24 protein-coding genes are annotated in these 24065 nt (G+C 49.3%); 2 read left to right on the top strand and 22 right to left on the bottom strand.

Features of this window, described 5'->3' with window-relative positions; genetic code table 11:
• Positions 1-881 precede the first annotated feature (881 nt).
• The gene (nagB, locus tag HW447_RS14620; RefSeq protein WP_176255863.1) at positions 882-1607 is read left to right on the top strand and encodes a glucosamine-6-phosphate deaminase; all 726 of its coding nucleotides are present in this window, start codon (positions 882-884) and stop codon (positions 1605-1607) included.
• 163 nt (positions 1608-1770) lie between these two features.
• On the opposite strand, the gene HW447_RS14615 is transcribed toward nagB, so the two are convergent.
• The 9 genes from HW447_RS14615 to HW447_RS14575 form a co-directional block, all read right to left on the bottom strand.
• Positions 1771-2319, bottom strand: coding sequence for a hypothetical protein (locus HW447_RS14615; RefSeq protein WP_176255862.1), 549 nt, complete (start codon positions 2317-2319; stop codon positions 1771-1773).
• A 17-nt stretch (positions 2320-2336) separates the two neighbouring features.
• Entirely contained in the window at positions 2337-2798 is a 462-nt protein-coding gene (locus HW447_RS14610) for a MarR family winged helix-turn-helix transcriptional regulator (protein WP_176255861.1), read from the bottom strand.
• A gap of 81 nt (positions 2799-2879) precedes the next feature.
• Positions 2880-4304 (bottom strand): UDP-N-acetylmuramoyl-L-alanine--D-glutamate ligase, encoded by a 1425-nt coding sequence (gene murD / locus HW447_RS14605; RefSeq protein WP_176255860.1) that lies wholly within the window; start codon positions 4302-4304, stop codon positions 2880-2882.
• 18 nt (positions 4305-4322) lie between these two features.
• Entirely contained in the window at positions 4323-5732 is a 1410-nt protein-coding gene (locus HW447_RS14600; protein WP_176255859.1) for an adenine nucleotide alpha hydrolase family protein, read from the bottom strand.
• 201 nt (positions 5733-5933) lie between these two features.
• Entirely contained in the window at positions 5934-6467 is a 534-nt protein-coding gene (locus HW447_RS14595) for a nucleoside recognition domain-containing protein (protein ID WP_176255858.1), read from the bottom strand.
• Between the two features lie 143 nt (positions 6468-6610).
• A complete protein-coding gene (gene cysK / locus HW447_RS14590; RefSeq protein ID WP_176255857.1) occupies positions 6611-7546 on the bottom strand; it encodes a cysteine synthase A in 936 nt (311 codons plus the stop codon).
• 175 nt (positions 7547-7721) lie between these two features.
• Positions 7722-8321 (bottom strand): GNAT family N-acetyltransferase, encoded by a 600-nt coding sequence (locus HW447_RS14585; RefSeq protein ID WP_176255856.1) that lies wholly within the window; start codon positions 8319-8321, stop codon positions 7722-7724.
• Positions 8322-8430: 109 nt separating this feature from the next.
• On the bottom strand, positions 8431-9417 hold the full coding sequence (locus HW447_RS14580; protein WP_176255855.1) for a Gfo/Idh/MocA family protein: 987 nt from the start codon (positions 9415-9417) through the stop codon (positions 8431-8433).
• A gap of 105 nt (positions 9418-9522) precedes the next feature.
• Positions 9523-10179 carry a nucleoside recognition domain-containing protein gene (locus HW447_RS14575; protein ID WP_176255854.1) on the bottom strand — a complete coding sequence of 219 codons (657 nt, stop codon included), beginning with the start codon at positions 10177-10179 and terminating at the stop codon, positions 9523-9525.
• A 235-nt stretch (positions 10180-10414) separates the two neighbouring features.
• Between HW447_RS14575 and HW447_RS14570 the strand changes: the two genes are divergently transcribed.
• Positions 10415-11080 carry a YitT family protein gene (locus HW447_RS14570; RefSeq protein WP_176255853.1) on the top strand — a complete coding sequence of 222 codons (666 nt, stop codon included), beginning with the start codon at positions 10415-10417 and terminating at the stop codon, positions 11078-11080.
• Positions 11081-11447: 367 nt separating this feature from the next.
• Here the strand turns inward: HW447_RS14570 and HW447_RS14565 are convergent, their stop codons facing one another.
• The 13 genes from HW447_RS14565 to fabD form a co-directional block, all read right to left on the bottom strand.
• Positions 11448-12269 (bottom strand): MerR family transcriptional regulator, encoded by an 822-nt coding sequence (locus HW447_RS14565; protein ID WP_176255852.1) that lies wholly within the window; start codon positions 12267-12269, stop codon positions 11448-11450.
• Between the two features lie 131 nt (positions 12270-12400).
• Positions 12401-13405 carry an ABC transporter substrate-binding protein gene (locus HW447_RS14560; RefSeq protein WP_176255851.1) on the bottom strand — a complete coding sequence of 335 codons (1005 nt, stop codon included), beginning with the start codon at positions 13403-13405 and terminating at the stop codon, positions 12401-12403.
• Positions 13406-13424: 19 nt separating this feature from the next.
• On the bottom strand, positions 13425-14141 hold the full coding sequence (locus HW447_RS14555) for an ABC transporter ATP-binding protein (protein ID WP_176255850.1): 717 nt from the start codon (positions 14139-14141) through the stop codon (positions 13425-13427).
• A complete protein-coding gene (locus HW447_RS14550) occupies positions 14128-14898 on the bottom strand; it encodes an ABC transporter permease (protein ID WP_176255849.1) in 771 nt (256 codons plus the stop codon). Before HW447_RS14550 ends, HW447_RS14555 begins: the two co-directional genes overlap by 14 nt.
• Positions 14888-15565 carry a hypothetical protein gene (locus HW447_RS14545; protein WP_176255848.1) on the bottom strand — a complete coding sequence of 226 codons (678 nt, stop codon included), beginning with the start codon at positions 15563-15565 and terminating at the stop codon, positions 14888-14890. The genes HW447_RS14550 and HW447_RS14545 overlap by 11 nt, the downstream gene beginning before the upstream one ends.
• Before the next feature lie 203 nt (positions 15566-15768).
• A complete protein-coding gene (locus HW447_RS14540; protein WP_176255847.1) occupies positions 15769-16980 on the bottom strand; it encodes an NAD(P)H-dependent flavin oxidoreductase in 1212 nt (403 codons plus the stop codon).
• Positions 16980-18701, bottom strand: coding sequence for an acetyl-CoA carboxylase carboxyltransferase subunit alpha (locus tag HW447_RS14535; protein ID WP_176255846.1), 1722 nt, complete (start codon positions 18699-18701; stop codon positions 16980-16982). Before HW447_RS14535 ends, HW447_RS14540 begins: the two co-directional genes overlap by 1 nt.
• A gap of 24 nt (positions 18702-18725) precedes the next feature.
• The gene (locus HW447_RS14530) at positions 18726-20078 is read right to left on the bottom strand and encodes an acetyl-CoA carboxylase biotin carboxylase subunit (protein WP_176255845.1); all 1353 of its coding nucleotides are present in this window, start codon (positions 20076-20078) and stop codon (positions 18726-18728) included.
• Positions 20079-20095: 17 nt separating this feature from the next.
• A complete protein-coding gene (gene fabZ / locus HW447_RS14525) occupies positions 20096-20521 on the bottom strand; it encodes a 3-hydroxyacyl-ACP dehydratase FabZ (protein ID WP_176255844.1) in 426 nt (141 codons plus the stop codon).
• A 22-nt stretch (positions 20522-20543) separates the two neighbouring features.
• Positions 20544-21065 carry an acetyl-CoA carboxylase biotin carboxyl carrier protein gene (gene accB / locus HW447_RS14520; RefSeq protein WP_176255843.1) on the bottom strand — a complete coding sequence of 174 codons (522 nt, stop codon included), beginning with the start codon at positions 21063-21065 and terminating at the stop codon, positions 20544-20546.
• Between the two features lie 19 nt (positions 21066-21084).
• Positions 21085-22323, bottom strand: a complete 1239-nt coding sequence (gene fabF, locus HW447_RS14515; RefSeq protein WP_176255842.1) for a beta-ketoacyl-ACP synthase II — start codon at positions 22321-22323, stop codon at positions 21085-21087.
• Between the two features lie 28 nt (positions 22324-22351).
• The gene (fabG, locus tag HW447_RS14510; protein WP_176255841.1) at positions 22352-23092 is read right to left on the bottom strand and encodes a 3-oxoacyl-[acyl-carrier-protein] reductase; all 741 of its coding nucleotides are present in this window, start codon (positions 23090-23092) and stop codon (positions 22352-22354) included.
• A gap of 46 nt (positions 23093-23138) precedes the next feature.
• Positions 23139-24065: an ACP S-malonyltransferase gene (fabD, locus tag HW447_RS14505; RefSeq protein WP_176255840.1), complete on the bottom strand. Its 927-nt coding sequence runs from the start codon at positions 24063-24065 to the stop codon at positions 23139-23141.

The following is a 24065-nucleotide window of genomic DNA, read 5'->3' as shown; positions in this document are numbered from 1 at the left end:
CAGCACATTTCCCACTCTATTTATATTCTGCAGCAGCAGCTGTGCTCCACTTCCCACCTTTCTGCTCTCTCTTGGAATATTTTCATATCTTTCTTCCGCAGGTTTTTGCGTTTCCGCAGCCTCTATTTCCTTCACAGTCTCTGCTTTCCGTTCATCTACCTCCCGTTTTGCCTCCTGCACGATCTGAGCCCGTTCTTCCTCCAGCCTTTCTTCCTCTGCCTGAATCTCCTGATTCAGTTCCGTCAGCTTTCTATGTATCTGTTCGCTGGCATCCCCCATGTTCTGAGATGTCACTTCTGCCAGATCCAGTTCTGCCGCCTGGGTCACAGCATCTTCCCATATGGTCTTATATACCCGCCAGTCCTCATTTTTTTCGTGAACAGACAGGCCGTAGCAGCTTTCCATCGAGCATCCTGAGCCTGAGATATTTTCAAGCGGCAAAACAGCCCTGAACTCTCCCGCCCCATTGTGGATAAACATATTTCCCAAAAATATCTCCTGTGAAGATGACAGAAGGTACACTCCCAGATCGCCGCCTCCGGCATATACCTTTTTTACATTTACGTTCAGACGGCATTGGCCGTTTCTGGACTCCAGCTTGGCAAACCCTATATTTTTCCCTTTCATGCTTCCCTCATAGGCATAGATATAAGAGATAAGTCTCCGATAATTTACCATATTTCCCACTCCTTGTACCATTTCCCGATTGCGCCGTCAGCGGATTTCAACGTCCCGTTTCCCCCATCCGCTGATACCTGTATAATCTGCGCTGTTACCATTATTTATATGATTTTCCTCTTGAAAGTATGTTGGGAAAATGTTATTCTATATAGAGAAATTTGCAAGAAAATTTTTTTATTTCGGAAAGGTTGGAACGTATTATGAGGATCTATAAAGCAAAAAATTATGATGAAATGAGCCGTCAGGCTGCCAACGTTATTTCAGCGCAGGTAATCATGAAACCAAACTGCGTGCTTGGTCTGGCTACCGGTTCTTCTCCCCTTGGCACCTACAAGCAGCTGATCGACTGGAATAATAAGGGAGATCTTGACTTTTCCGGCGTAAAGACGGTAAATCTGGATGAATATAAGGGCCTTACAAAGGAAAATGACCAGAGTTATTATTATTTCATGTACAATAATCTCTTTAAACATATCAATATCGACTTAAAGAACACAAATATTCCCGATGGAACCGAGCCTGACAGCGCCATTGAGTGCGCCCGCTACAACCGCGTAATCGACGATATCGGCGGCATTGATTTACAGCTTTTAGGCATCGGACACAACGGTCACATCGGTTTCAATGAGCCTGATTCTGAATTTGCGAAAATGACTCACTGCGTGGACTTAACTGAAAGTACCATCGAGGCAAATAAACGCTTCTTTGCCTCCATTGACGATGTTCCCAGACAGGCGTATACCATGGGTATCAAGACGATTATGCAGGCTAAGAAAATCCTTCTTATTGCCAGCGGAGCAGATAAAGCCCGTATCCTGCGCGAAGCACTCTGCGGCCCTGTGACACCACAGGTTCCGGCTTCTATCCTGCAGCTGCATAACGATGTGATCGTAGTAGCTGATGAGGCGGCTATGGCTGAGTTTTAATTTTTAAATTGAGCGAATAAACCAAAACTGGTAGGCTGCGGTAAAATTTAAATATCCAGCTTACCAGTTTTTATATAAAAAACAGCCGAAACACCCCTCTCTCAAGAAGTGTCCCGACTGATTCTCACGTATCAAACAAATATTCTTACTGCGGCAGTATTCCCTACTCCACGCTCTCAAAGTCTGTCACATAGCTTAAGTTCTCTGCACCGGCCATGTCCTTGCCATTGACCTGAATCTTCAGGGATGCCAGTTCAAAGTTCTCAATAAAGGTATTTCCAATTTCAACCAGAAACTGAGTATCGGAGACGCCTTCGTTGTTTTCAGCCTGATTCAGATTAAGGACGGCTTTGGAATTCTCGCCTTCTCCGGTTTTGTCAAAGGAAAGGACTTCTGTTCCTTCCTTAAAAATTCCATATTCAACCATCTTATCTACCAAGGCCTGGGCGTCCAGATTATCATCATCCAGAGAATCCATCTCCTGAACCAGACTGTCGCCATCGCCCTTGTGGTAGACAGAAATCACAGCTACGGGCGCTACATTGGGATCCGGCACCTTGTCGGATGCGCCTCCGGTAGTAGAAACTACTGCTGGAGCGCTATTCTCTGCAGCCGCTTTTGTTGTCTCTTTCTGCTTCTGTGTTGTGGGCGTACAGGCTGCAAGAGATGCTGCCATAACCGCCGCCATTAAGCCCAATAACCATTTTTTCATTTTAAAAAATGCCTCCTTTAATTCTCCTCAAAGCTACGAAACCAGGAGGTCAGCTTTGTCAGCGCTTTTACAAGAGCCTTCAGCTCTTCGTCTGTCAGCGTATCTACCACTCCCTGTATCATCTGTTCGTGAAAATGCTTATGGTGCTCGTATGCTTTGATTCCTTTTTCAGAAAGTGAAATATGAACGACCCGCCGATCTTCTGTACTGCGGCAGCGAACCACATATCCCTTTTTTACAAGGCTGTTCATGGAGATGGTAAGCGTTCCTACCGTAACCGACAATTCCTTTGCGATGGATGACATATTTTTCTTTGTGCCTACTCCGATGGCGTTGATCACGTGCATATCGTTATTCGTCAGATCTTTGTATTCATAGCTGGTAATCGCCTTCTCTTCGATATCGTTAATATCACGGAACAGATTTACCAGTACATCGTTCAGTGTATCGTAGGTTTTCTCCACGTCTTTTCCTTTCACCTTCTGTATCTTTCAGATATGCTCTACTGATTGTACAGTATTTTCCCTGCTCATACAAGCCCCAAAATGCTTATAAAATTCTTAAAAAACTGTGTTTTCCGGCTGTTCTGCAAATACCAGCGCCCTAAACCTCTCACCGCGCTCCTCAAAGTTTCGGAAAATGCCGTAGCTGGCAGCTGCCGGAGACATAACACAGCTGTGTCCAGGCCTTGTTACTTCTTTGGCAATCTGCACCGCATCCTCCAAATGCTCTGCCGGAATCAGTCTTTGCATATTCTCAAATTCCGGGTAATCCTCTGTAATCTCCTCAAAAATCCGTTTCCCCGTAGCCTCCATCAGGATGATGTGGGGAACCGGGGATCGGGACAGATATTCGATCAGTTCCCGATAATCAATTCCCCGGTCCATACCGCCAATCAGAATAGTATCTGTATCCTTTAAGGTTTTTAAAGCCTGAATCGCTGTTTCACAGATGGTGGAAATGGAATCATCGTAGTATTTTACGCCGTTCAGTTCTCCCAGAAATTGTAAACGATGAGGGAGAGGCTCGTAGTCTATGAGTCCCTTCGTAAAATCCTCTTCAGACATATGAAGAATACGACATACGGCATACGCAAAACCGATATCAAAGTAATTGTGCTGTCCCATCAGACGAATCCTGTCCTGAGGAATACGGTAAACCGTTCCCTCATAGCGGATGATGGTAGCGTTTTCGTTTTCCTCTACGCAGAGAGAGGGAGCATCCTGACGGACAGGCGTCTTTTTCTCCTTCCAGTACCTGTCCAGAGGCGGTTCCGCAAACGCGGGGCAGGCAGTAATCAGCCTGGAGACACATTCCCCCGGCTCAGGCAGGCACTGTACACTGCAGATCAGCACGTCCTCCGGCCTCTGGTTAAGGAAAATATGTTCCTTGGCACGAACGTATTTTTCCATGGTTCCGTAATGATCCAGATGCTCCTCATGGATATTGGACAGGACAGCAATGTGAGGGGAGACGGTCATATATTCCAGCTGGTGGCAGGACAGCTCGCAGACAATGATTGTCTCCGGCCGTATATCCTCCATCAGATCGAATACCGGAATACCTATATTTCCCGCCAGAATGGTATCATAGCCTGCGTGCTTTAACAGGTGATACAGCAGGGTGGTAATGGTGCTTTTTCCCTTCGTCCCCGTGATCCCGATGATCTGATCCCGAAAGCACTGGAAAAATACCTCGGTCTGAGATAAGATCTGGCAGCGGTATTCCTCCGCAGGACGTTCTAAGACCACGCCGGGACTTTTAAAGACCACGTCATAGTCATTCAAACAGCTCTGATAATCAGGGCCGCTGATCCATGTTTCAATGCCTTCCGGCTGATCCTCCAAAGCCAGCTGATCGGCTACATCAAGGACGGAACAGGTTCCCAGCCGCCTGAGTACATTATATGTAGATCTTCCTTCCCTCCCGAATCCCAGCAAAAGCACCCGCTTTCCCTGTATCCAGGGTTCTATTTTCTCTATCACTCTGTTTCTCCTCGCTTCTTATGCTTCCTTTGTGCAGCTTTTTTTCACCAGCTCCTCCCATGGAGCTGGCACCAGGTTCTGACTGTCAAAATAGGACGAGAACCGGTCTCCCATGGGCTTGTACTGGTCATAAAGTCCCATTCCCTTATAATATTCCAGCAGCATAGGCAGTTTCTTTCCCTCTGCCTCCATACGGTCAATGGTCAGGATGATAGCTGTATTGATCTCATCCCGGCTTCCGACGCACTCAAAGGGCTTTTCCTCCTGAATACCGGTAAGCTGCTCCAGCAGAGGCTTCAGTTCTCTGTCCTCCAGCATATTTCGTCCGAAGATTTTTTCTGTTTCCGTCTCTGTAAGGAAGGGAGACAGGATCAGGTATACAAACAGGCATTTAGGACAATGTCCGCACCAGCTGTCCGTCTTGCTGCCTGCGTTGCAGCTCCTGAATATGGCATGATACTGCTTTTGAGACGCGAAATACCGGGCGATCTGGAACTCACTTAAGGGGCGCAGCATACTGAAATAATAAGCGCTCCCAGAAAGATATTCCATCTCATAGCGGTGGAAATCCTCTTCAAATTTAAAACTCTTGGAATACTGGTGATTGACCGTACTTCCCTTTACAGTGCTTTCATTGGCGCTGGATTCATTTGACAGGGCCACATAGGAAAGTCCGGCCATTCTGGCTGCCATGATACTGGAAAATGCCACCAGGGCGGAAAAAGGGGTATGGCCATTTAAATATCCTTTTCCATTTAATTCCAGCATACGCTTATCCAGGGTACGCTTTACGCTGATCACATGGTCCGCATCCAGACCCGCCGCCTCGGTGGTATGGACGGTTGCCCCTCTGGGGTTAATGATATAGGCGTAAATCGGCACACCGGCGCTGCGCAGAAGTTCAAGGGTAACTGCGGAGTCTTTACCGCCGCCGATAGGCACCAAGACGCCATTTTCTGCACCGGAAACAGCAGCAGGACGTCCTTTGACGCCAGAGGAGGAAACGGTTTCTATGGCGTCTTTCCCCCGGCATATGATCTCCATAAAATCCGCCGGATCAGCTTCTTTGATCTGGTTGATATAGAAGAACTCTCCCAGACCATTAAAATACAGATCCTTCCACCAAAGAATCTGATCGCCGCTTAAATTGCCCGCCTCCACAATAACCTGAGGGGAACAGGTCAGTTTCCAGTAGCTTGCCAGCTCCACCATGCCAAGGGAAAAAACCATCTTTTGAAATAAAGGGTCATTATCCCAGGTTTTTCCCTGTTCTGTACATTTTGGAAATGTCCAGGTAGGGGCAAAGGAGGATAGCCCCTCTATCTCAAAGTCAAATGTAATCTTATATACAAGTTCATTTTCTTCTGTCCTATATCCATGATAGTAAAAACGCGGAAATTCCTTCCGAAATTTCTGATATCGTTCCATATGTAACCTCTTTCTATCTGTATGGTTCTGTTTAGGTACACGTAATTTCCCAAACTGCTTTGCTGTCGGCGTCCTAACGGTATCGCCTTACGTTCCGTGAACAAAGCCAGGGATACACACGCTCAATTATAGTGTGCCGGCGGGTATTTTGCAATGGATATTTCCGGCGGAGTCATCCGATCAGATCATCTGCGGTTTATTTCATCCTCCTGCCATCAAGCCGGACAGCACCGCGCTGGCCGCCAGACTGACCAGCGCGGCCAACAGGCCGCCGGCCAGAGTGTAGCGCGTCTTTCGGATTCCCACAGAACCGAAATAGATGCTCATACAGTAAAGAACCGTTTCTGTGCTTCCCATCAGGATTGAGGCCATAAGACCAATCCGCGACTCCGTGCCGTATTCCTTAAAAAGATCCAGAACCAGACCCGTAGCGGCAGAGTTGGACACCAGGCGTACCAGCGCCGCGGGCAGAATAGGCGCAGGAAGGCCCACAAGGGCAGCGGGAGCCTTTAAAAGCTCTCCCAGAGCATCCAGAAGCCCTGAGGAACGCAAGACGCCCACTGACACCATCAGGCCCACAAGGGTAGGAAAGATACCTGCTACGGTTTTCATTCCATCCCTGGCGCCACGGATAAAATCGTCCAGAACCGGCCGGCCGGACAGTAGGCCAAAGCCAACCATATAAAAGATCATAAGAGGCACCATGGCCTCTGACAAAAAAAGCAGAAACGTCATAAAAAACCGCCTGACAGAAATCGTTTTAAGCGTCCGATCCATAGGATCAGAGCCTTTTATAAAACCTATTCCTGTCAGGCGGTGATTATGTTTTTCATTACCGAAAATCGGCGTCCGATGCAGCTTGGCTTCGATGCTGAGCCTTATCCTTCTGTAAACAGCGGAGTGGAGTAATAGCGGTCGCCGCTGTCAGGCAGCAGCACTACAATAGTCTTTCCTTCGTTTTCAGGCCGTTTTGCAACCTGCAGCGCCGCGTAAAGAGCTGCTCCTGAGGAAATACCGACCTGTACACCCTCCGTCCGGGCCAGCATACGCGAAGTCTCGAAGGGAACTTCATTATCCACAGTGATAATCTCATCATAAACAGTTGTATCCAATACCTCAGGTACAAAGCCTGCGCCGATTCCCTGGATCTTATGTGCTCCGGCCTTTCCGCCGGAAAGAACCGGAGAAGTGGCAGGTTCTACCGCAACTACCTTAAGTTCCGGTTTCTGCTCCTTTAAGTATCCGCCGGCCCCGGTAATGGTTCCGCCGGTTCCCACAGAAGCTACAAAGATATCCACCGCACCCTCTGTATCTCTCCAGATCTCCGGGCCTGTAGACGCTCTGTGAGCCTTGGGATTTACAGGGTTTACAAACTGGCCGGGGATAAAGCTTCCCGGAATCTCCTTTGCCAGTTCAGCGGCCTTTGCAATGGCTCCGCTCATTCCCTGTGCGCCGGGCGTCAGTACAATTTCTGCCCCATATGCCTTTAAAATATTCCTGCGCTCTACGCTCATGGTGTCAGGCATGGTCAGGATCACCCGGTAGCCTTTGGCCGCCGCGATAGATGCCAGGCCAATTCCTGTATTTCCGGAGGTCGGCTCAATGATAACGGAGCCCTCTTTTAAGCGGCCGCTTGCCTCCGCATCCTCGATCATGGCCTTACCCACACGGTCTTTTACGCTTCCAGCCGGATTAAAATACTCTAATTTCAGAAGAAGTCTCGCCTTTAATCCTTCCTTCTTCTCCAGATTTACCGCCTCTACAAGAGGCGTATTTCCTACCAGTTCTGTCATTCCCTTAAAAATACCTGCCATAAACGTCACCCTTTCCTCACAGGAAGCAGAGACTCGCCTGCCGCCAGCCTTCCAGCCTGAGGTCCTTTCCTTTATTCATACTGTTTTACTAGGTTTAGTAGGATTATAGAGCGGGTATACTCGTTTGTCAAGATTATTTTTTGCTTTTTAACGTTTTTATGCATCGTATTGCCTGTCAGACACCCATGTCCTCCATCTTCTCTACAAACCGAACCTCTGCCTCATTCCAGTATTTCTTATAAATACGGCTTTCATTTTCATCCAGATTCAGCTGATACATACGGAAGATTACGGGAATATTTTTAGGCATCCACTGCTCACGGTAGGAATAGCAATATTTCATTCCCAGTTTTTTCATGACGCTGCCGCTTCGGGGATTCTTTATATCGTGGGTAGCAGTGATATACGAAATACCATCTCTTTTCAGCTGCTCTATTACTGCCTTTGCGGCTTCCGTCATGATTCCCTGGTTCCAGAACTCCTGCTTAAGTCCATAGCCAAAATCATGGCTGTCGTCGGCGCTCACATGAATGTATCCAATAGGCCTGTTATCCGTCTTAAGACAGACGGCCAGTCCATAAAACCCCGCTCTGTCATACAAGTTTTTATAATGCTCTTTAAAAAATGTCTCCGCTTCTTCCATACTTTTTAACGGAAACCATGGAAGAAAACGGTTCACCTCTGTATCGCTGTAAATACCGTACAGCGCTTCCAGATCATTCTCTGTAAAGTTTCTTAAAACAAGACGTTCTGTCTCTATATTTAACGTATTCAATTCTTTTTCCTTTTCAAGTATTTGTCTCTGTATTCTGTTTTTGTTTCATGCAGATGCCCCCATCTGATACAAGCACGACCGAAGAAACAGGAAAGAGCAGGCGGACCGCCTACTCTTCCTCTGGATACGTTAAGCCCCACTCCTTACGCAGGGCAGTCATCATTGCCATAACATCACGGGTTTCATCCAGCTTCATAACGGATCGCTCACCATTTAAAACAGCACTTTCCATATCTAAAAGTTCGTATTTTAAAGCGTCTGCTGTATTTCCCTCATGGATCACCGTGCGCTTTCCGGTCACGGCGTCTGTAATGACGGCCTCGTCCGCTCTGGGATATTCCATAATTTCAATATAGGCATTTTCGCAGCTGATCATCATTCGCTTGGGCTGCTTGGAATGAAGGGACAAAGCCGCCGTGGCCATCTGTCCTTTTTTATTTTTCAGGAGAATGGTGGCCTGTTCGTCTACGCCGGTAGGCGCAGGCAGCATCTGGCTGAGAATTTGATCCGGCGTCTCTTCCATAAAACTGCGGATGGCGCTTAAGGCATAAACGCCGATATCCAGCAGCGCGCCGCCGGCCAGACTTCGGTTGAAGAAACGGTTCTTCATGTCATAGTCCTTAAAGCTGCCGAAATTGGCCGTAATCATCTGAACTCTTCCCAGGTTCCCGCCTTCTGTAAGCTCCCACAGTTTCTTGTAAAGGGGCATATGCCAAATGGTCATGGCCTCGGCAAAAACAAGGTTTTTCTCACGGGCAAGCACAGTCAGTTCTTCCAGTTCCCTGCTGTTTAGGGTAATGGATTTTTCTGCCAGAACGTGCTTTTTGTGTTCCAGGGCAGTTTTTATAAAGCTGTAGTGGGTGTTATGGGGCGTGGTGATATAGATCACATCTACGTTGGGATCGGAGAAAAGGGCATCATACGTGGGGTATACCTGCTTTACGCCGTATTTTTCTGCAAATACAGACGCTTTTTCATAGGTGCGGTTGCACACGCCGTAAAGACTGCGGCCCATACCGGCCAGAGCAGACGCCATCTCATTTGCGATCACACCCGTTCCTAATACGGCCCAGTTTAATAAAGTCGGGGTTGTCATGGGTTTTCCTCCTTTTATCATGTGCACTCCAGAAGCTGAATATGCACTGTGATTTGATTTTATTGTAATTTTGTTTGGAGGAGGCGTCAATAGTTACTTTCCGTTTTACCTTCTGCTTCGTCGGCCCATCACCCTGCAAAACACTACTGCCGCCAGAGTGCTGGCTGCCGTTGCCGCCAGACAGGGGCCTGTGATGGCTGCAGGAGACGGACTGCCGTACTGGCTGCGGTAGGCAATAATGTTGACAGGGATCAGCTGAAGGGAAGAGATATTTAAGATAAGAAAGGTACACATCTCCGGTGTGGCGGTGGTAAGACAGGGCGGATCCCGCCGTGCCTCAGGCGTTGGAGGCGTCTGGGAACAGTATGGCGAGGTACCCGCGGCGTAACGGGATTCCTCCGTTTTTTTCAGTTCCTCCATGGCCTTTAAGCCCGCTGGCGTGGCCGCCCAGCCAAGCCCCAGCATATTTGCAATGAAATTGACAGAGATATGTTCTGCTGCCCTGCTGTCCGGCGCAAGATCAGGGAAAAGGAACCGCAGGACCGGTCTCATGGCCTTTGAAAGCTGTCCGATCAGCCCGGCGCTGTTTCCAATCTCCAATACGCCCGTCCACAGGGACATGACGCCTAACATGGTGACGCACAGCGCTACCGCCTCCTTAGCAGCCGTTAAAGCTCCCTGGGTCACATCATCCAACCGCCCATGGACGGCCGCCCAGAGAGTACCTGTAAGGATCATTGATGACCAGAGGTAGTTAAGCATGGGGAGCCTCCTTTTGATATACAACCGTATTTTATCTGGTATTGTATGCAGGAAACCAATGGGATATGCCATACATTCGCTGTGCGTCCCGCAGTTTCCCCCTCTTGACACCCCTCCACCCTCATCTGCTATAATAGGAATATATCGCTCCTTACCGGACTGACGGGAATAAACACCCCTTTACATGGGTTCGGCATCTGGAGGATACACCATATTTCAGAAAGGATGTTTTATTATGTTGCAGCTTAAAAAGCTGTCACACACCATTAAGGGGGAACTGAAGGAGACCTTTGTTCCCAGAACCGTTGTTTCTATTGTCCTCGGCACGGCCATCACTACCTTTGGGCTTTATAATGTCCATCAACAGGCAGATATTACAGAAGGAGGCATACTTGGCCTGATCCTTCTGCTGAACTTCTGGCTGGGCGTGTCATCCTCTATGCTGTCGCCAGTTCTTGACTGCCTCAGCTATCTTATGGGCTTTAAGTATCTTGGAAAAGAATTTCTCAAAACTTCCATTTTTGCCACTGCCTGTATGGCAGGCTTTTTTCGCCTGTGGGAGCTGTTCCCTCCGGTTCTTCCCAGTCTGGCTGATTCGCCCTTTTTCGCAGCGGTAGCGGGCGGGTGTTTTATTGGTATCGGCTGTGGGCTGGTTGTCCGTCAGGGCGCTTCCTGCGCCGGTGACGATGCTCTGGCCCTCGTGATTGCAAAGATCACAGGCTGGCGTATTTCCAGAGCCTATCTGTTTACGGATCTTACCGTGCTGGTATTATCGCTCTCCTATATCCCCGTGCGACGGATCATATATTCTCTGGTTACTGTTATGATTTCCTCCTATCTGATCGACTTTATCACCACTCTGGGACGTCCAAAGGAGAGGGCAGCGGCAGAGGAACTGTAAACGCCATATTGCCAGAGTTATCCACAAACTAAATCTTGTGTTTTGACCTATTTCCACCATATATATTGTATATGACGGTGGATAATGTGGATAAGTCAGTGGATAACTTTGTTTATACCATGGGGAAATGCAGGGGATATTCTGGGGAAATATGTATTTTCCTGTGGAAATATTGAATATTGTTAAAATTTTATCCACATTCAGAACGTTAAAATGACCTTTTTGTAAGAATATTTACATTTTTTTACGTTTTTATAAACTGACTTGACCCTGGTCTTACTCCATGGTTTATTCTCTGGGATGTCAGAAATGACGCAGGCCCGCTGTCAGGAGCTTTCTCCTGCGGCAGGCCATCCCCCATCTTTATTTATTTTTGTTTTCCCGCCGGGATCACCGGCATATACAGTTCCAGATAATAAATATTCGTATCCTCTCCCAAAAAGGACGTCATATTGTTAGAGTAGAATACGCCTGTGGGAACAAATCCCTGAGAGCTTGCCCAATCGGCCATCGTTTCTGCCGCCGCGGCGTCTGGCAGGAGGTCTTTGGAGGCTTCCACCCGATAGACGCAGGGCAAGGGCTCTGTCGACAAGCAGGCCGACAGGTCAAAACCGGAATTGATAAAAGGTTCCAGGCCTTTGTAAATCAAAAGCTGGGTTCCCTCATTTTCCAACATACCATTTCTCATGGAGAACACATTATAAAAATAAGCCATATCCAGGCCGCTGACCTCCGATGACATGGAAAACCACTGGCGCAGGCTGTCATAGAGATCCTCGCAGGTATCCAGAATATACGCTGCAGGCAGCTCCTTAAGGACACATTTTCCTTCATATGCCTCAATGTTTTCCATATCATGAATGGAAAGCTTCAGTCTGGCAATTGTCTGCCTGCGGCGGCATATCTCCTCTTCCTCCTCTCCAATCCTGCGCTCCAGATGCTGCCACATATGGGCAACCGGCATATCGTCCTTAACAAAATCCTTTATCTCCTCCAGGCTGTCATTCATCTTCCGGCGGTATACAATGCACATCAGACGGTATATATCTTCATCGGAAAAATACCTGTATCCATTTTCCTTCTTCTTTGCATGGATAATCCCCTTTTTTTCATAGAACCGCAGCGCATCCCTGCTCAGACCTACGATACGCGAGACATCTCCTATAAGATATTCTTTCTTTTTGTCCATTTTGTCCAGCTCCCTTTATCTAAAACAGGAAAATGGCCTCCATAGCATCCTCTTACTGACGCACAGGCGGCCATTTCACTGTATTTATCTTACCCGGATTTTCAGGTTTGGTCAAGGAAACCTCTGGCAAACTACTGAATAAACAGCGTATTTACATCCAAAGCATGATCAATCATTCCGGATTCCAGCATGAAATCAGCCGTTTTCTGAAAACCGTCTCTGTCCTCGTCACTGATATCCATGGAAAAATCGTAATATCCATACATTTCTTTTACTGCTTCCTCATCCAGATCCAGTTCCTGCGCCACAATATTCAGCGTCTCTTCCTGATTTTCCTGCATGAATGAGGCAATTTCTTCCTGGGCTTTCATAAATCTCTCAATGACGTCCTTATTTGCGTCATAAAAATCCTGTCTTACAGCCACTGCGATGATTGCCTTTATCAGGCCTTCCCCGTCAGCTACCAGATGGTATCCCTGCTGCTTTGCCTGATATGCCGTTGCCCCCGCAATCAGGGCCACATCTGTGCTGCCGCCGTCCAGAGCTGCCTTTGCCTCCGCAATCCCCATATTCACATAGTTTACATCATCAATTGTCATGCCGCCCTTTGCAAGATATGCCGCCAGAAGCTCATGCAGATTTGTTCCTGCCGGTCCGGCAATGGTCTTTCCCCGGAGACTTTCCGGTGAAGTGAGACTTTCATCCTTTGAATACATACAAAATGCCTTTGGTGATCTGCTGTACATATTAAGCACCTTAATATCAGCCCCGTTGGCCGCTGATAAGATAACGGAGGTTGCTCCCACAGCGTAAAGGATCTGAACATCCCCGGAGGCCAGAGCCTGGGTCTGGTCGGCCCCTGAATTTATCTCTGCATATTCTACCGAAATACCCATATCCTCAAAATTCTTTGCAAATATTCCCTGTTTCCTCTCAATAATGGAGGGAACATTCAGCGGCGAAACCACATAGGTCAACACCAGCTTATCCATTCCAGACTGCGCCCTCTGTTCCGTTCCCTTTTCCTGCTCCTCTGTCTGAGTCTCTGCTGTCACCGCTGACGATGATCCTGTGCAGCCTGTAAGGGCTGTCACTCCCAAACATATTGCCAGTCCTAAAGCGATCCATCTTTTCATAATATATTCCTCCTGTATTTTAACTGCTGTAATCTAAAGTTGTAATAATATTCCTTTTGAGAAAAATAAACATATCATCCAGCAAATTCCTCTCGCCGGTTGTTTCAGGAACCTGATACTGGGCTTTTATGCGCCCTTTTTCAATCACGACAATCTTATGCCCAAGAATCAGGGCCTCATCAATGCTGTGAGTTACAAACAGAATACTGCTGCCCTGTTTTTTCTGAACTCTCATAAGCTCCTTCTGCATCTGTTCCCTGGTAAAATAGTCAAGGGCCGCAAACGGTTCGTCCATCATGATAAAAGACGGCTCATAGGCCAAAGCCCTGGCGATGGCTGTCCTCTGCTGCATCCCGCCTGAAAGCTGGGCCGGATAGGCCTTTTCAAACCCTGTCAGGCCCGCTGTGGTGATGATATCGGCGATCTTTTTACGATCCTGCTCCCTTTTAGACAGGCCAAAGGTTATATTATTCCACACCGTAAGCCAGGGCATGAGCCGGGGTTCCTGAAATACGAAGGCAGTCTTATGGGATTCACCATAGCGGATCTCTCCCTGATCCGCCTTCTCTAACCCTCCTGTCAGCCGCAGCAGCGTGGTTTTTCCGCAGCCGCTGCGCCCCAGAACTACTGTGATCTGGTTCTCAGGTATATGCAGGCTGATCCCGTTCAAAACCTTAACCGTTCTATTCTCTACCCAATACTGTTTATGTATGTTTATAAGCTCAATCCCAGCCATTGTCACCGGATCCTTTCAATAATTTGCTGATTGCCAGGGCAAAAACCCTGTCTGTCACATATCCCACAATTCCAATGACCAGAATCCCCACAATTACCTTGTCTGTTCTGGACATCTGCTGGGCAAAAAGAATCATGTGACCCAATCCCGTGGAGGCCGCTACCATCTCGGCGCCGATAATCGCGCGCCAGCTGTATCCCAGACCAATACGCATACCCACCAGAATATCCGCCAGGGCATAGGGAAGAACAATTCGCAGGAAACGGCGCCCTTTGGAGTATCCGAACATCTCCCCTACTTCCATCAGTTTTCTGTCGCACCCTGTAAAGCCCTTCACAATATTCAGATACATGGGAAAAAAGGATGCAAGGACAATAATGACCGTCTTAGTCATTTCCCCAATCCCACACCATAGGATCAGCAGAGGAATCATGCTTAGGGGCGGCACATTACGGAAAAACTGAACAATAAATTCATAATATCTGCCTGACGCAGGCAGAAGGCTCCGTACCATTCCAAGCAGAAATGCCAGAACAAATGCAATAGAGAACCCCTTCATTACCCGGACATAGCTTATATATATGTCTTTCCAAAGTTCCCCTGTGACCAGCATTTTTATAAAGCTGCTCCACACCTTGGAAGGAGGAGGAAGCACATAGGCGCTGAGAAGCCCCAACCGGCTTACCATATACCACACCAGTACAACCGCTCCAATTCCAGCCAGAGGGGCAGCTGCGCGTTTCATCCTATGCTTCATCTGTCACCACCCCATCCCCATTATGGCATCCATCGCGGCAATACAGCATTTCCACAAGACGAACCCGTTGCCAGCTTCCGTCTTGTACACACTGTTCTATGGACTCCCTTCCCGTAAGGCTCATTGTCCTCTGCCCCAGCTCGCGGAAAAAACCGGGAGGAATCGGGCTGAACTCCGGCACATTTCCCTCAGGCCTCTCTCCAAGGGTTTCCAGAAGCGAGTTCCATGAAAAAAAACGGGTATTGTAAAGTTTCAGTGAATTTCCCATATCAGCCAGCGCCTGACAGGGTGTTGTGATGATCTTCCTTCCATCCTTTAACTCCTGCCTGCTGCATATCTCTCTCGCACAATGGATCAGAATAGGCTCAATATCTGCTATCTTCATACTGTATCCTTCCATCTGCTCATTCACTTTCAACGGCCCGCTGTTCTCACAGGACGATTTATCCTCCGCCCATTCCTTTACCAGTCCGCAGGCCATGGGACATCGCGCGTCCATCACAGTTTCACCACCCTCCGTTATGAGCCTTATGTACTTTTCCTTCACGATCCGTCCCCAGTCGGTTCTGCACCGCACCCGTTCCAGACCATGCCGTTTTAAAAACTGATCCAGTACATATTCCTCATACATTTGTTCCACTACTGGATTAATCCATATATATGTCACTTCCATTTTCTCCTCATCTTTATGGTTAGATTTAACTAACCAACCTATACAGCATAGCAGATAATAATAAAAAAGTCAACTGCCTGTATATACTGGCTTTTTTATATATCAAAAAAGACTGTAAACGCGCATCTACAGTCTCTTTTGGTATTTATGATAATATTGCTTTTTTTGCCGTCTTTCCGCAAAAACCATGCCCGCGTTTACCCGCAAAGCAGCGCCTTCATCACCCCGTCCACCGTCTCGATGCGATCCGCGCGGTAAGCATTGCTTCCGCAGAACAGAAGCGCCGCGTCCTCGTCGCCCTCAGCAGCGTTGACAAGAGCTTTTGTAATACAGTACGGGATTGTTTTTATATCGCAGTGCTCCAGACACTGAAAGCATGACCGGATAGGCGGGCGCTCTCCTGCCTTTATCTTCTTTAGGAAAGGGTTTAAAATGGCTCTTCCCGGCATACCTACAGGACTTTGAGTAATAACAATATCTTTTTTTTCAGCATTGATATACGCCTGCTTGTAAATCTTTGGCGCATCACATTCCTCTGTTGTAACAAAACGGGTCGCTACCTGAACGCCCTCGGCTCCCAGATCAAACTGGTGGACTACATCTTCATGGGTGTAAATGCCGCCGGCTGTGACTACAGGGATATGGGTGTCATATTTCTTCTCATAATCCCTGACCACCTTTATAATGGCACGGACTTCCTCGTCATAGGCTGCCTGATTGTAGGTTTTTTCCACATCATCCGTATCCGCCCCAAACTGTGCCAGCTGCTCCTTTGAAAAGCCAAGATGTCCTCCTGCCAGAGGACCTTCCACAACGATAAAATCAGGGACTCTGTTGTACTTTCTATCCCACATCCGGCAAATAACCATAGCTGCTTTGGCTGTGGATACGATAGGAGCCAGTTTTGTCCGTCGGGAGAGTTTTCTGCACAGCTCCTCACAGGAGGCCTTCAGCTCTGCCGCTCCTGTTTTCACCTGATCCAGCCGCGCCTTCATCTCCTCATAAGCCGCCTTCATCTCAGCGTAGGCCGCCTCGGCGTATTCGGGAAGAGATACCGGCAGACCGGCTCCTGATACAATCGCGTCGGCTCCGGCACAAACTGCCTCTTTGACCCACATATCGTAGTGCTTGGTAGCCACCATGATATTGAAACCGATGGCTCCCTCCGGTGCGATCTCTCTGGCTTTCTTAAATTCCCTGCGAATAGCCCGCAGATTGGCCTCTATAAAATTCGTGGTAAAATCCGGCTCCCGAAAACCGATCTGCGCCGTGGAAATGAGTCCCATTCCTCCTGCCTTTGCCACGGCTCCTGCCAGACGGTGGAGACTGATTCCTACTCCCATTCCCCCCTGGATCACCGGTTTTTTCACAACCAGGTCTCCAATTACTAATGGTTTGAATTTACTCATCACATTCTCCTAAATCTCTGATACCTGTGTTCTGCCAGTTCCCGGCCGGACATAGGAAGATATGTTTCAAAGAAACCGGTCATCGCCTGATCCATTGCTGCTGCAATCCGATACAGGGTGTCCGTGCCCGCAGGCTCTTCTTCCGGGATGATCCGCTCGATCAGCCCCAGTTTCTTTAAGTCGGCAGCCGTAACCTTCATTACCTCTGCCGCCTCCGGAGCTTTTTTGCTGTCCTTGTAAAGAATGGAAGCAAATCCCTCTGGAGACAGGATGGAATAGATAGCGTTTTCCAGCATCCATACCTCATCTGCCACCGCCATGGCTAAAGCGCCGCCGCTTCCGCCCTCTCCGATCACAACCGAGAGAACCGGAACCTTCAGATCCGACATTTCAAAGAGATTCCTCGCAATGGCTTCACCCTGTCCCCTTTCCTCAGCCTCCAGGCCGCAGAAAGCGCCCGGCGTATCCACAAAGCAGATCACCGGACGGCCGAAGGTCTCCGCCTGCTTCATCAGACGCAGCGCCTTGCGGTATCCGTCAGGAGAAGGCATACCGAAATTACGCTTGATATTATCCTTTGTGTTCTTTCCCTTCTGCTGGCCGATGACCGTCACAGGCATTCCATGGAACAGGGCAATACCGCCCACAACAGCCCCGTCATCCTTAAAATAACGGTCGCCGTGGAACTCAATAAATTCGTCAAAAACAGCGTTGATATAATCAAGAGCCGTAGGGCGGTTGGCTTTTCGGGAAAGAACAACAGTATCCCAAGCTGTCCTTTCTGCCTGAACACCGCATTCTGCACAAGCTTTTGTCCCTGCGTCAGAAACGCCATCCGGCAGTTCTGCAGCCGTCATTTTATGGTTTCTGTGCATATACAAAATCTGGCCGATGACACGTTTCTGGTCTTTTCTCTCCAGAATCATATCCACAAAACCATGCTCCAGCAGAAATTCCGCCCGCTGAAAGCCCTCAGGCAGCTTCTGGCCGATGGTCTGCTCAATCACACGGGGACCTGCAAAGCCGATCAGGGCATGAGGCTCTGCAATGATGATATCACCCAGCATGGCAAAGCTTGCCGTAACTCCCCCTGTAGTAGGATCCGTCAGGACACTGATAAAGAGCTGCCCCGCCTCATGGTGACGCTTTAAGGCCGCCGAGGTCTTGGCCATCTGCATCAGGGATACGATTCCCTCCTGCATCCTGGCCCCGCCGGAACAGGCAAACAGAATCACAGGGAGCTTCTGCTCTGTAGCTCTCTCAACCGCCTCTGTGATCTTTTCTCCGACCACGTGGCCCATGCTGCTCATGATAAACCGTGCGTCGCAGACGCCAATCACCGCGGGATTCCCCTCGATCATGGCCTTTCCTGTGACAATGGCCTCGTTTAAATGGCTCTTTTCTCTGGCCGCTGCCACTTTTTTCTCATAATTAGGGAAATTTAAGGGATTGGAAAAGGGCATTTCCTGATTCCACTCCTTAAAGGTTCCCTCATCTGTGATCATTTCGATCCGGCGGTATGCGTGAATGCGGAAATAGCCGTCGCATTTGGGGCAGACGTAATAATTGTTCACTACATCCTCCACATAGATCGGCTGCCCGCACTTATTGCACTTGCGCCACAATCCCTGTGGGATGGATGGCTCATCGCTGTCCGCGGCCTTTGGCCTGTAGATCGTGTCGATCTTGGTATACGTTTTTTTGAACATATTACGCAGCATAGGGGCTACTTCCTTTCTGACTGATTATTTTACATACTCCGGGAAATATTTCTCAATAAAAGCCGTATCCGTGTCACCGGCCCTAAAAGCCTCATTTTCCAGAATCTCGTACTGGAAATTGATATTCGTCTCAATGCCCTCGATGATAACTTCCCCCAGGGCGCTCTGCATTTTCGCAATAGCAGCCTCCCTGTCCTTGTCATATACGATCAGTTTCATCAGCATGGAATCGTAGTTTGCAGGCACCTTATAATCGCCGTAAATATGGGTATCTACGCGGACGCCGTTTCCTCCGGGCAGATGGACGGTGCGGATCAGGCCGGGACACGGCATGAAATGCTTCTCCGGGTTCTCCGCATTGATCCGGCACTCAATGGCATGGCCCTTTATCTCTACCTGATCCTGAGTAACGCTTAACGGTTCTCCCGCGGCCACACGGATCTGCTCTTTGATCAGGTCAATGCCGGATACCATCTCTGTCACCGGATGCTCTACCTGGATCCGGGTGTTCATTTCCATAAAATAGAAATTTCTATCCTTGTCCAGAAGGAACTCTATGGTGCCCGCATTCTCATAACCCACGGACTTTGCCGCCCGCACGGCTGTCTCTCCCATCTTCTTACGAAGCTCTGGGGAAATGACGCTGCAGGGCGCTTCCTCCAGAACCTTCTGATGGCGTCTCTGGATTGAGCAGTCGCGCTCTCCTAAGTGGATCACATTTCCAAACCGGTCTGCCATGATCTGGAACTCTACATGGCGGGGCTTTTCGATATATTTTTCGATGTACATGGTATCATCGGAGAAACCTTTGACAGACTCTAACTGAGCCGCGGTAAAATGCTCGGTAAAATCTTCTTCGCTTCTGGAAATGCGCATTCCCTTGCCGCCGCCGCCGGAGGAGGCTTTAATCATCACCGGAAAACCGATTTCCTTTGCCATGGCAAGGCCGGACTCTGAGGTGTGTACCGCTTCCTTGCTTCCCGGAACCACAGGCACACCAGCCTCGATCATGGTTTTTCTGGCTGCGGATTTATTTCCCATCCTGTTGATGATCTCTGCGGATGGGCCGATAAATGTTATATTACACTTGCTGCAAAGCTCTGCAAAACGGGCATTTTCAGAGAGAAAGCCGAAACCGGGATGAATCGCATCTGCTTTCATTGCTACGGTGGCCGAAAGAATACGCTCCATATTCAAATAGCTCTGTGTGGAGGGCGCGGGGCCGATGCAGATGGCCTCGTCCGCTAAAAGAGTGTGAAGGCAGTCCTTGTCTGCCTCAGAGTACACCGCTACCGTCTGGATTCCCATTTCCCGGCAGGCCCGAATAATGCGGACAGCGATCTCTCCTCTGTTTGCGATCAAAATCTTGTTAAACATTTTATTTCTCCCCACAATTAACCGATCATGAAGGTCAGCTCTCCGGTAACGGCAATCTTTCCGTCTACGGTAGCCGTGGCTTTTCCAATACCTACAGGGCCTTTCTGGCGGATGATTTCACATTCCAGACGCAAACGGTCTCCGGGAACTACTTTATGCTTAAACTTCAGTTTATCGATGCCTCCGAAATAGGCTGTTTTTCCCTTAAAGCCCTCCTGAGACAGGATCGCTACGGCTCCGGTCTGAGCCAGGGCTTCTACCATCAGCACTCCCGGCATCACCGGCTCCTGCGGAAAATGGCCCCTGAAAAAGGACTCATCGTAGGTAACGGCTTTATATCCTACCGCCCGCACGCCGGGTTCCAATTCCTCAATGCAGTCCACCAACAGAAACGGATGGCGGTGAGGAATGATCTCCTGGATCTCTTTGATACCCATTAACATATTAAAATCCTCCTGAAACGGCTTATTTAATGCGGAATAGCGGCTGGCCGTACTCTACCACATCCTCGTTATTGACGAGCACTGCTTCAACCACTCCGTCGTACTCGCTTTCTATCTCATTCATCAGCTTCATGGCCTCGATAATACCAAGCACCTGACCCTTTTTCACGGTGTCCCCCTCTTTTACAAAAGGCTCCGCATCCGGGGAGGATGAGCTGTAGAAGGTTCCTACCAAAGGAGAGGCGATTACCTTATCAGAACCAATATCATTTCCGGCGGATGCCGGGGCAGCAGTCTGTGCGGCAGGTACATTTCCCAAAACCTGTGTGCCTGATGCAGTAACCGTCTCCGGTGCAGAGACAGCGGGAGATGGGCCGGAAGCTGCAAATACGGCAGGAACTGCCGGGGCGCCAACGGTCACAATCCTGGCCTCTTCCTTTTCTTTTTTCAGGGAGATCACCGTATCTCCCTGCTCCAGCCTAAAGCTGGTCAGGCTGGAGTCTGATACCGCCTGAACCAGTGTAAGGATCTCTTCGATATTCATTGTCATGTCCTCCTGTTCCTTACTCTGTGAATTTCTTCACGATCAGGCTGGCATTGTGTCCGCCAAAGCCCAGTGAGTTGCTGATCGCATAATTTACATCCATTTCCACGCCGTCACCCTGGGTATAATCCAGATCACAGCCCTCGCCCGGCTCCTCAAGTCCCAGCGTCGCGTGAACATAGCCGTTCTCAATGGATTTGACGCAGGTGATAAACTCTACGCCGCCGGCTGCACCTAACAGATGGCCAATCATGGACTTGGTGGAGTTTATCTTCACCTTCTCTGCCTGATCGCCCAGGGCCAGATGGATCGCCTTGGTCTCAAATAGATCATTGTGGTGGGTGCTGGTGCCATGGGCGTTTACATAGTCGATCTGTTCCGGCGTGATACCTGCATCCTTCATGGCAAATTCCATTGCTTTTGCAGCGCCGCTTCCATCCTCGGCAGGGGACGTGATATGGTATGCGTCGCAGGTTGCGCCGTAGCCTACAACCTCTGCCAGGATTTTTGCACCTCTTGCCCTGGCGTGCTCTAAGGACTCTAATACAACTACGCCTGCTCCTTCGCCCATTACAAAGCCGTTTCGGTCCTTATCAAAGGGAATGGAGGCACGCTTGGGATCATCTGTGGTGTTTAAGGCAGTCAGAGAGGTAAAGCCTGCAATGCCGATGGGGGTAATGCTGGCTTCCGTTCCGCCCGCTACCATCACATCTGCCTCCCCATGCTGAATAGAACGGAAGGCTTCGCCAATGGAGTGCGTGCCGGTGGCACAGGCAGTTACCACATTGATGCATTTTCCTTTCAGGCCGAACTGGATGGCTACATTTCCAGCCGCCATGTTGCAGATCATAAGCGGAACCAAAAGAGGCTCTACACGGCTGGGGCCTTTCTCCAACAGCTTCTTCTCGCTGCGCTCCATAGCCTGAAGAGAGCCAATGCCGGAGCCTACGCTGACACCTACGCGGAAGGGATCCTCCTTCTCCATATCAATGCCTGCGTCTTCCAGTGCCTGCTTTGCGGCCGCCACGGCAAACTGGGAAAATGGCTCCATGCGCCGGGCGGTCTTGGCATCCATATATTCCTTCGGGTCGAAGCCCTTTACCTCAGCCGCCAGCTTGCACTTAAAATCCTCTGTGTCAAAATATGTGATCGGGGCAATTCCCAGTGTCTTATCCTTTAAAGCCTGCCAGAAGCTCTCCACATCATTTCCAATGGGGGTGATGGCTCCCATGCCTGTAACTACTACTCTTGTATTCATTTGATCCGCTCCTTCTCTTTCCCGCGCATTACATAGCCATTCCGCCGTCTACGCTGATTACCTGTCCTGTGATGTATCTGGCGTCTTCCGATGCCAGAAATGCAACTGCGTTGGCAATGTCCTCCACTTCCCCGAAATCCTTCATGGGAATCTGCTCCATCATGGCCTTCTTTACCTCATCCTTCAGCACATCTGTCATATCTGTTCGGATAAAGCCCGGAGCAACCGCGTTTACGGTAATGCCGCGGCTTGCAAGTTCTCTTGCCACGCTTTTTGTCAGGCCGATCACCCCCGCCTTGGCGGCGCAGTAGTTGGCCTGTCCCGCATTTCCAAGAACGCCGGAAACAGAGGAAATATTGATAATGCGTCCGGCTCTCTGTTTTAACATCTGACGGGAAATGTGGTGGATGCAGTTGAACACGCCCTTTAAGTTGGTCTGGATCACTGCGTCAAAGTCCTCCTCGGACATTTTCATTACCAGGTTGTCCCTTGTAATGCCCGCATTATTTACAAGGATATCAAGACGGCCGTATTTTGCCACAATCCCGTCCAGCATCTCCTTGCTGCTGTTAAAGTCGGAAACATTGCACTGTATTGCCTCTGCGCTGCCTCCGGCTTCCCGGATCTCCCTTACTGTTTCTTCTGCCTTTGCAGCAGAACCATTATAGTTTACAATCACTGCTGCGCCCTTTGCGGCCAGTGTCTTTGCGATCTGGCGGCCGATGCCGCGGCTTGCTCCTGTTACCAGTGCGATCTTTCCTTCCAGCATATCTGACTCTCCTTTATCATGGTTTTGGTTAAAATACAATCGGTAATTATGCCTCTTTCAAAGCCTCCGCTACCTTGTCAATATCCTCCAGCTTTTCTACATTGAAGCATCTTGCAGCGCGGTCGATCTTGCGCATAAAACCGGTCAGTGTACGGCCCGGGCCTATCTCTACAAAGGTGTCCACGCCGTCTGCCAGCATGGTTTCCACGCTCTGCTGCCATTTTACAGAGGAGGATACCTGGCGGGTCAGAAGCTCTTTCACCGGAGCAGCTTCTGTCACATACTGAGCCGTTACGTTAGCCACATAGGGAATCTGAGGGGATTTGATCTCTGTCTGCAAGAGAACCTGTCCCAGCTTCTCGCCGGCCTCTGTCAGCATACCTGAGTGGAATGGACCGCTTACATTTAACAGGATGGCTCTCTTGGCTCCTGCTGCCTTTAAACGCTCACAGGCCTCTTCCACCGCCTCTTTCCTTCCGGAAATTACGATCTGGCCGGGACAGTTATAGTTGGCAATCCATACGTCCTCCATGGAAGCGGTCACTTCCTCGATCACTGCCGTATCCAAAGCCAGGATCGCCGCCATGGCGCCTACGCCGGCGGGAACAGCCTCCTGCATCAGGATCCCTCTCTGGCGCACCGTTGCGATTGCATCATCATCGCTCATCACGCCCGCTGCCGCCAGAGCGCAGTATTCTCCCAGGCTTAAGCCTGCCGTCACATCCGGATGAATCCCCTTTTCTTCCAACACCCTCATCATTGCAATCCCGGCAGTCACCATGGCCGCCTGGGTATATTCGGTAATGTCCAGACGGTCATTGGGCTCAAAACACAGTTCCGGAACGGAAAAGCCCAGAAGCTCAGAAGCTCTGTCAAATACCTTTTTTCCGGTTTCTGTCTGCTCATAAAAATCCTTTCCCATACCGCAGGTCTGTGCGCCCTGACCTGGAAAAATAAATGCGATCCTGCTCAT

Origin of the sequence: Enterocloster alcoholdehydrogenati, assembly GCF_013282095.1 — a bacterium.
Lineage (GTDB): Bacteria > Bacillota > Clostridia > Lachnospirales > Lachnospiraceae > Enterocloster > Enterocloster alcoholdehydrogenati.
Note: the sequence above shows the minus strand (reverse complement) of the source record. Positions and strands in the feature narration are given on the sequence as shown.

What these genes read in the sequence shown, in the direction of transcription:
- nagB (WP_176255863.1), top strand. Translation starts at nt 882, where the DNA reads ATGAGGATCTATAAAGCAAAAAATTATGATGAAATGAGCCGTCAGGCT.
- HW447_RS14615 (WP_176255862.1), bottom strand. Translation starts at nt 2,319, where the DNA reads ATGAAAAAATGGTTATTGGGCTTAATGGCGGCGGTTATGGCAGCATCT.
- HW447_RS14600 (WP_176255859.1), bottom strand. Translation starts at nt 5,732, where the DNA reads ATGGAACGATATCAGAAATTTCGGAAGGAATTTCCGCGTTTTTACTAT.
- HW447_RS14595 (WP_176255858.1), bottom strand. Translation starts at nt 6,467, where the DNA reads ATGACGTTTCTGCTTTTTTTGTCAGAGGCCATGGTGCCTCTTATGATC.
- cysK (WP_176255857.1), bottom strand. Translation starts at nt 7,546, where the DNA reads ATGGCAGGTATTTTTAAGGGAATGACAGAACTGGTAGGAAATACGCCT.
- HW447_RS14580 (WP_176255855.1), bottom strand. Translation starts at nt 9,417, where the DNA reads ATGACAACCCCGACTTTATTAAACTGGGCCGTATTAGGAACGGGTGTG.
- HW447_RS14575 (WP_176255854.1), bottom strand. Translation starts at nt 10,179, where the DNA reads ATGCTTAACTACCTCTGGTCATCAATGATCCTTACAGGTACTCTCTGG.
- HW447_RS14570 (WP_176255853.1), top strand. Translation starts at nt 10,415, where the DNA reads ATGTTGCAGCTTAAAAAGCTGTCACACACCATTAAGGGGGAACTGAAG.
- HW447_RS14565 (WP_176255852.1), bottom strand. Translation starts at nt 12,269, where the DNA reads ATGGACAAAAAGAAAGAATATCTTATAGGAGATGTCTCGCGTATCGTA.
- HW447_RS14560 (WP_176255851.1), bottom strand. Translation starts at nt 13,405, where the DNA reads ATGAAAAGATGGATCGCTTTAGGACTGGCAATATGTTTGGGAGTGACA.
- HW447_RS14555 (WP_176255850.1), bottom strand. Translation starts at nt 14,141, where the DNA reads ATGGCTGGGATTGAGCTTATAAACATACATAAACAGTATTGGGTAGAG.
- HW447_RS14550 (WP_176255849.1), bottom strand. Translation starts at nt 14,898, where the DNA reads ATGAAGCATAGGATGAAACGCGCAGCTGCCCCTCTGGCTGGAATTGGA.
- HW447_RS14540 (WP_176255847.1), bottom strand. Translation starts at nt 16,980, where the DNA reads ATGAGTAAATTCAAACCATTAGTAATTGGAGACCTGGTTGTGAAAAAA.
- HW447_RS14535 (WP_176255846.1), bottom strand. Translation starts at nt 18,701, where the DNA reads ATGCTGCGTAATATGTTCAAAAAAACGTATACCAAGATCGACACGATC.
- HW447_RS14530 (WP_176255845.1), bottom strand. Translation starts at nt 20,078, where the DNA reads ATGTTTAACAAGATTTTGATCGCAAACAGAGGAGAGATCGCTGTCCGC.
- fabZ (WP_176255844.1), bottom strand. Translation starts at nt 20,521, where the DNA reads ATGTTAATGGGTATCAAAGAGATCCAGGAGATCATTCCTCACCGCCAT.
- accB (WP_176255843.1), bottom strand. Translation starts at nt 21,065, where the DNA reads ATGAATATCGAAGAGATCCTTACACTGGTTCAGGCGGTATCAGACTCC.
- fabF (WP_176255842.1), bottom strand. Translation starts at nt 22,323, where the DNA reads ATGAATACAAGAGTAGTAGTTACAGGCATGGGAGCCATCACCCCCATT.
- fabG (WP_176255841.1), bottom strand. Translation starts at nt 23,092, where the DNA reads ATGCTGGAAGGAAAGATCGCACTGGTAACAGGAGCAAGCCGCGGCATC.
- fabD (WP_176255840.1), bottom strand. Translation starts at nt 24,065, where the DNA reads ATGAGCAGGATCGCATTTATTTTTCCAGGTCAGGGCGCACAGACCTGC.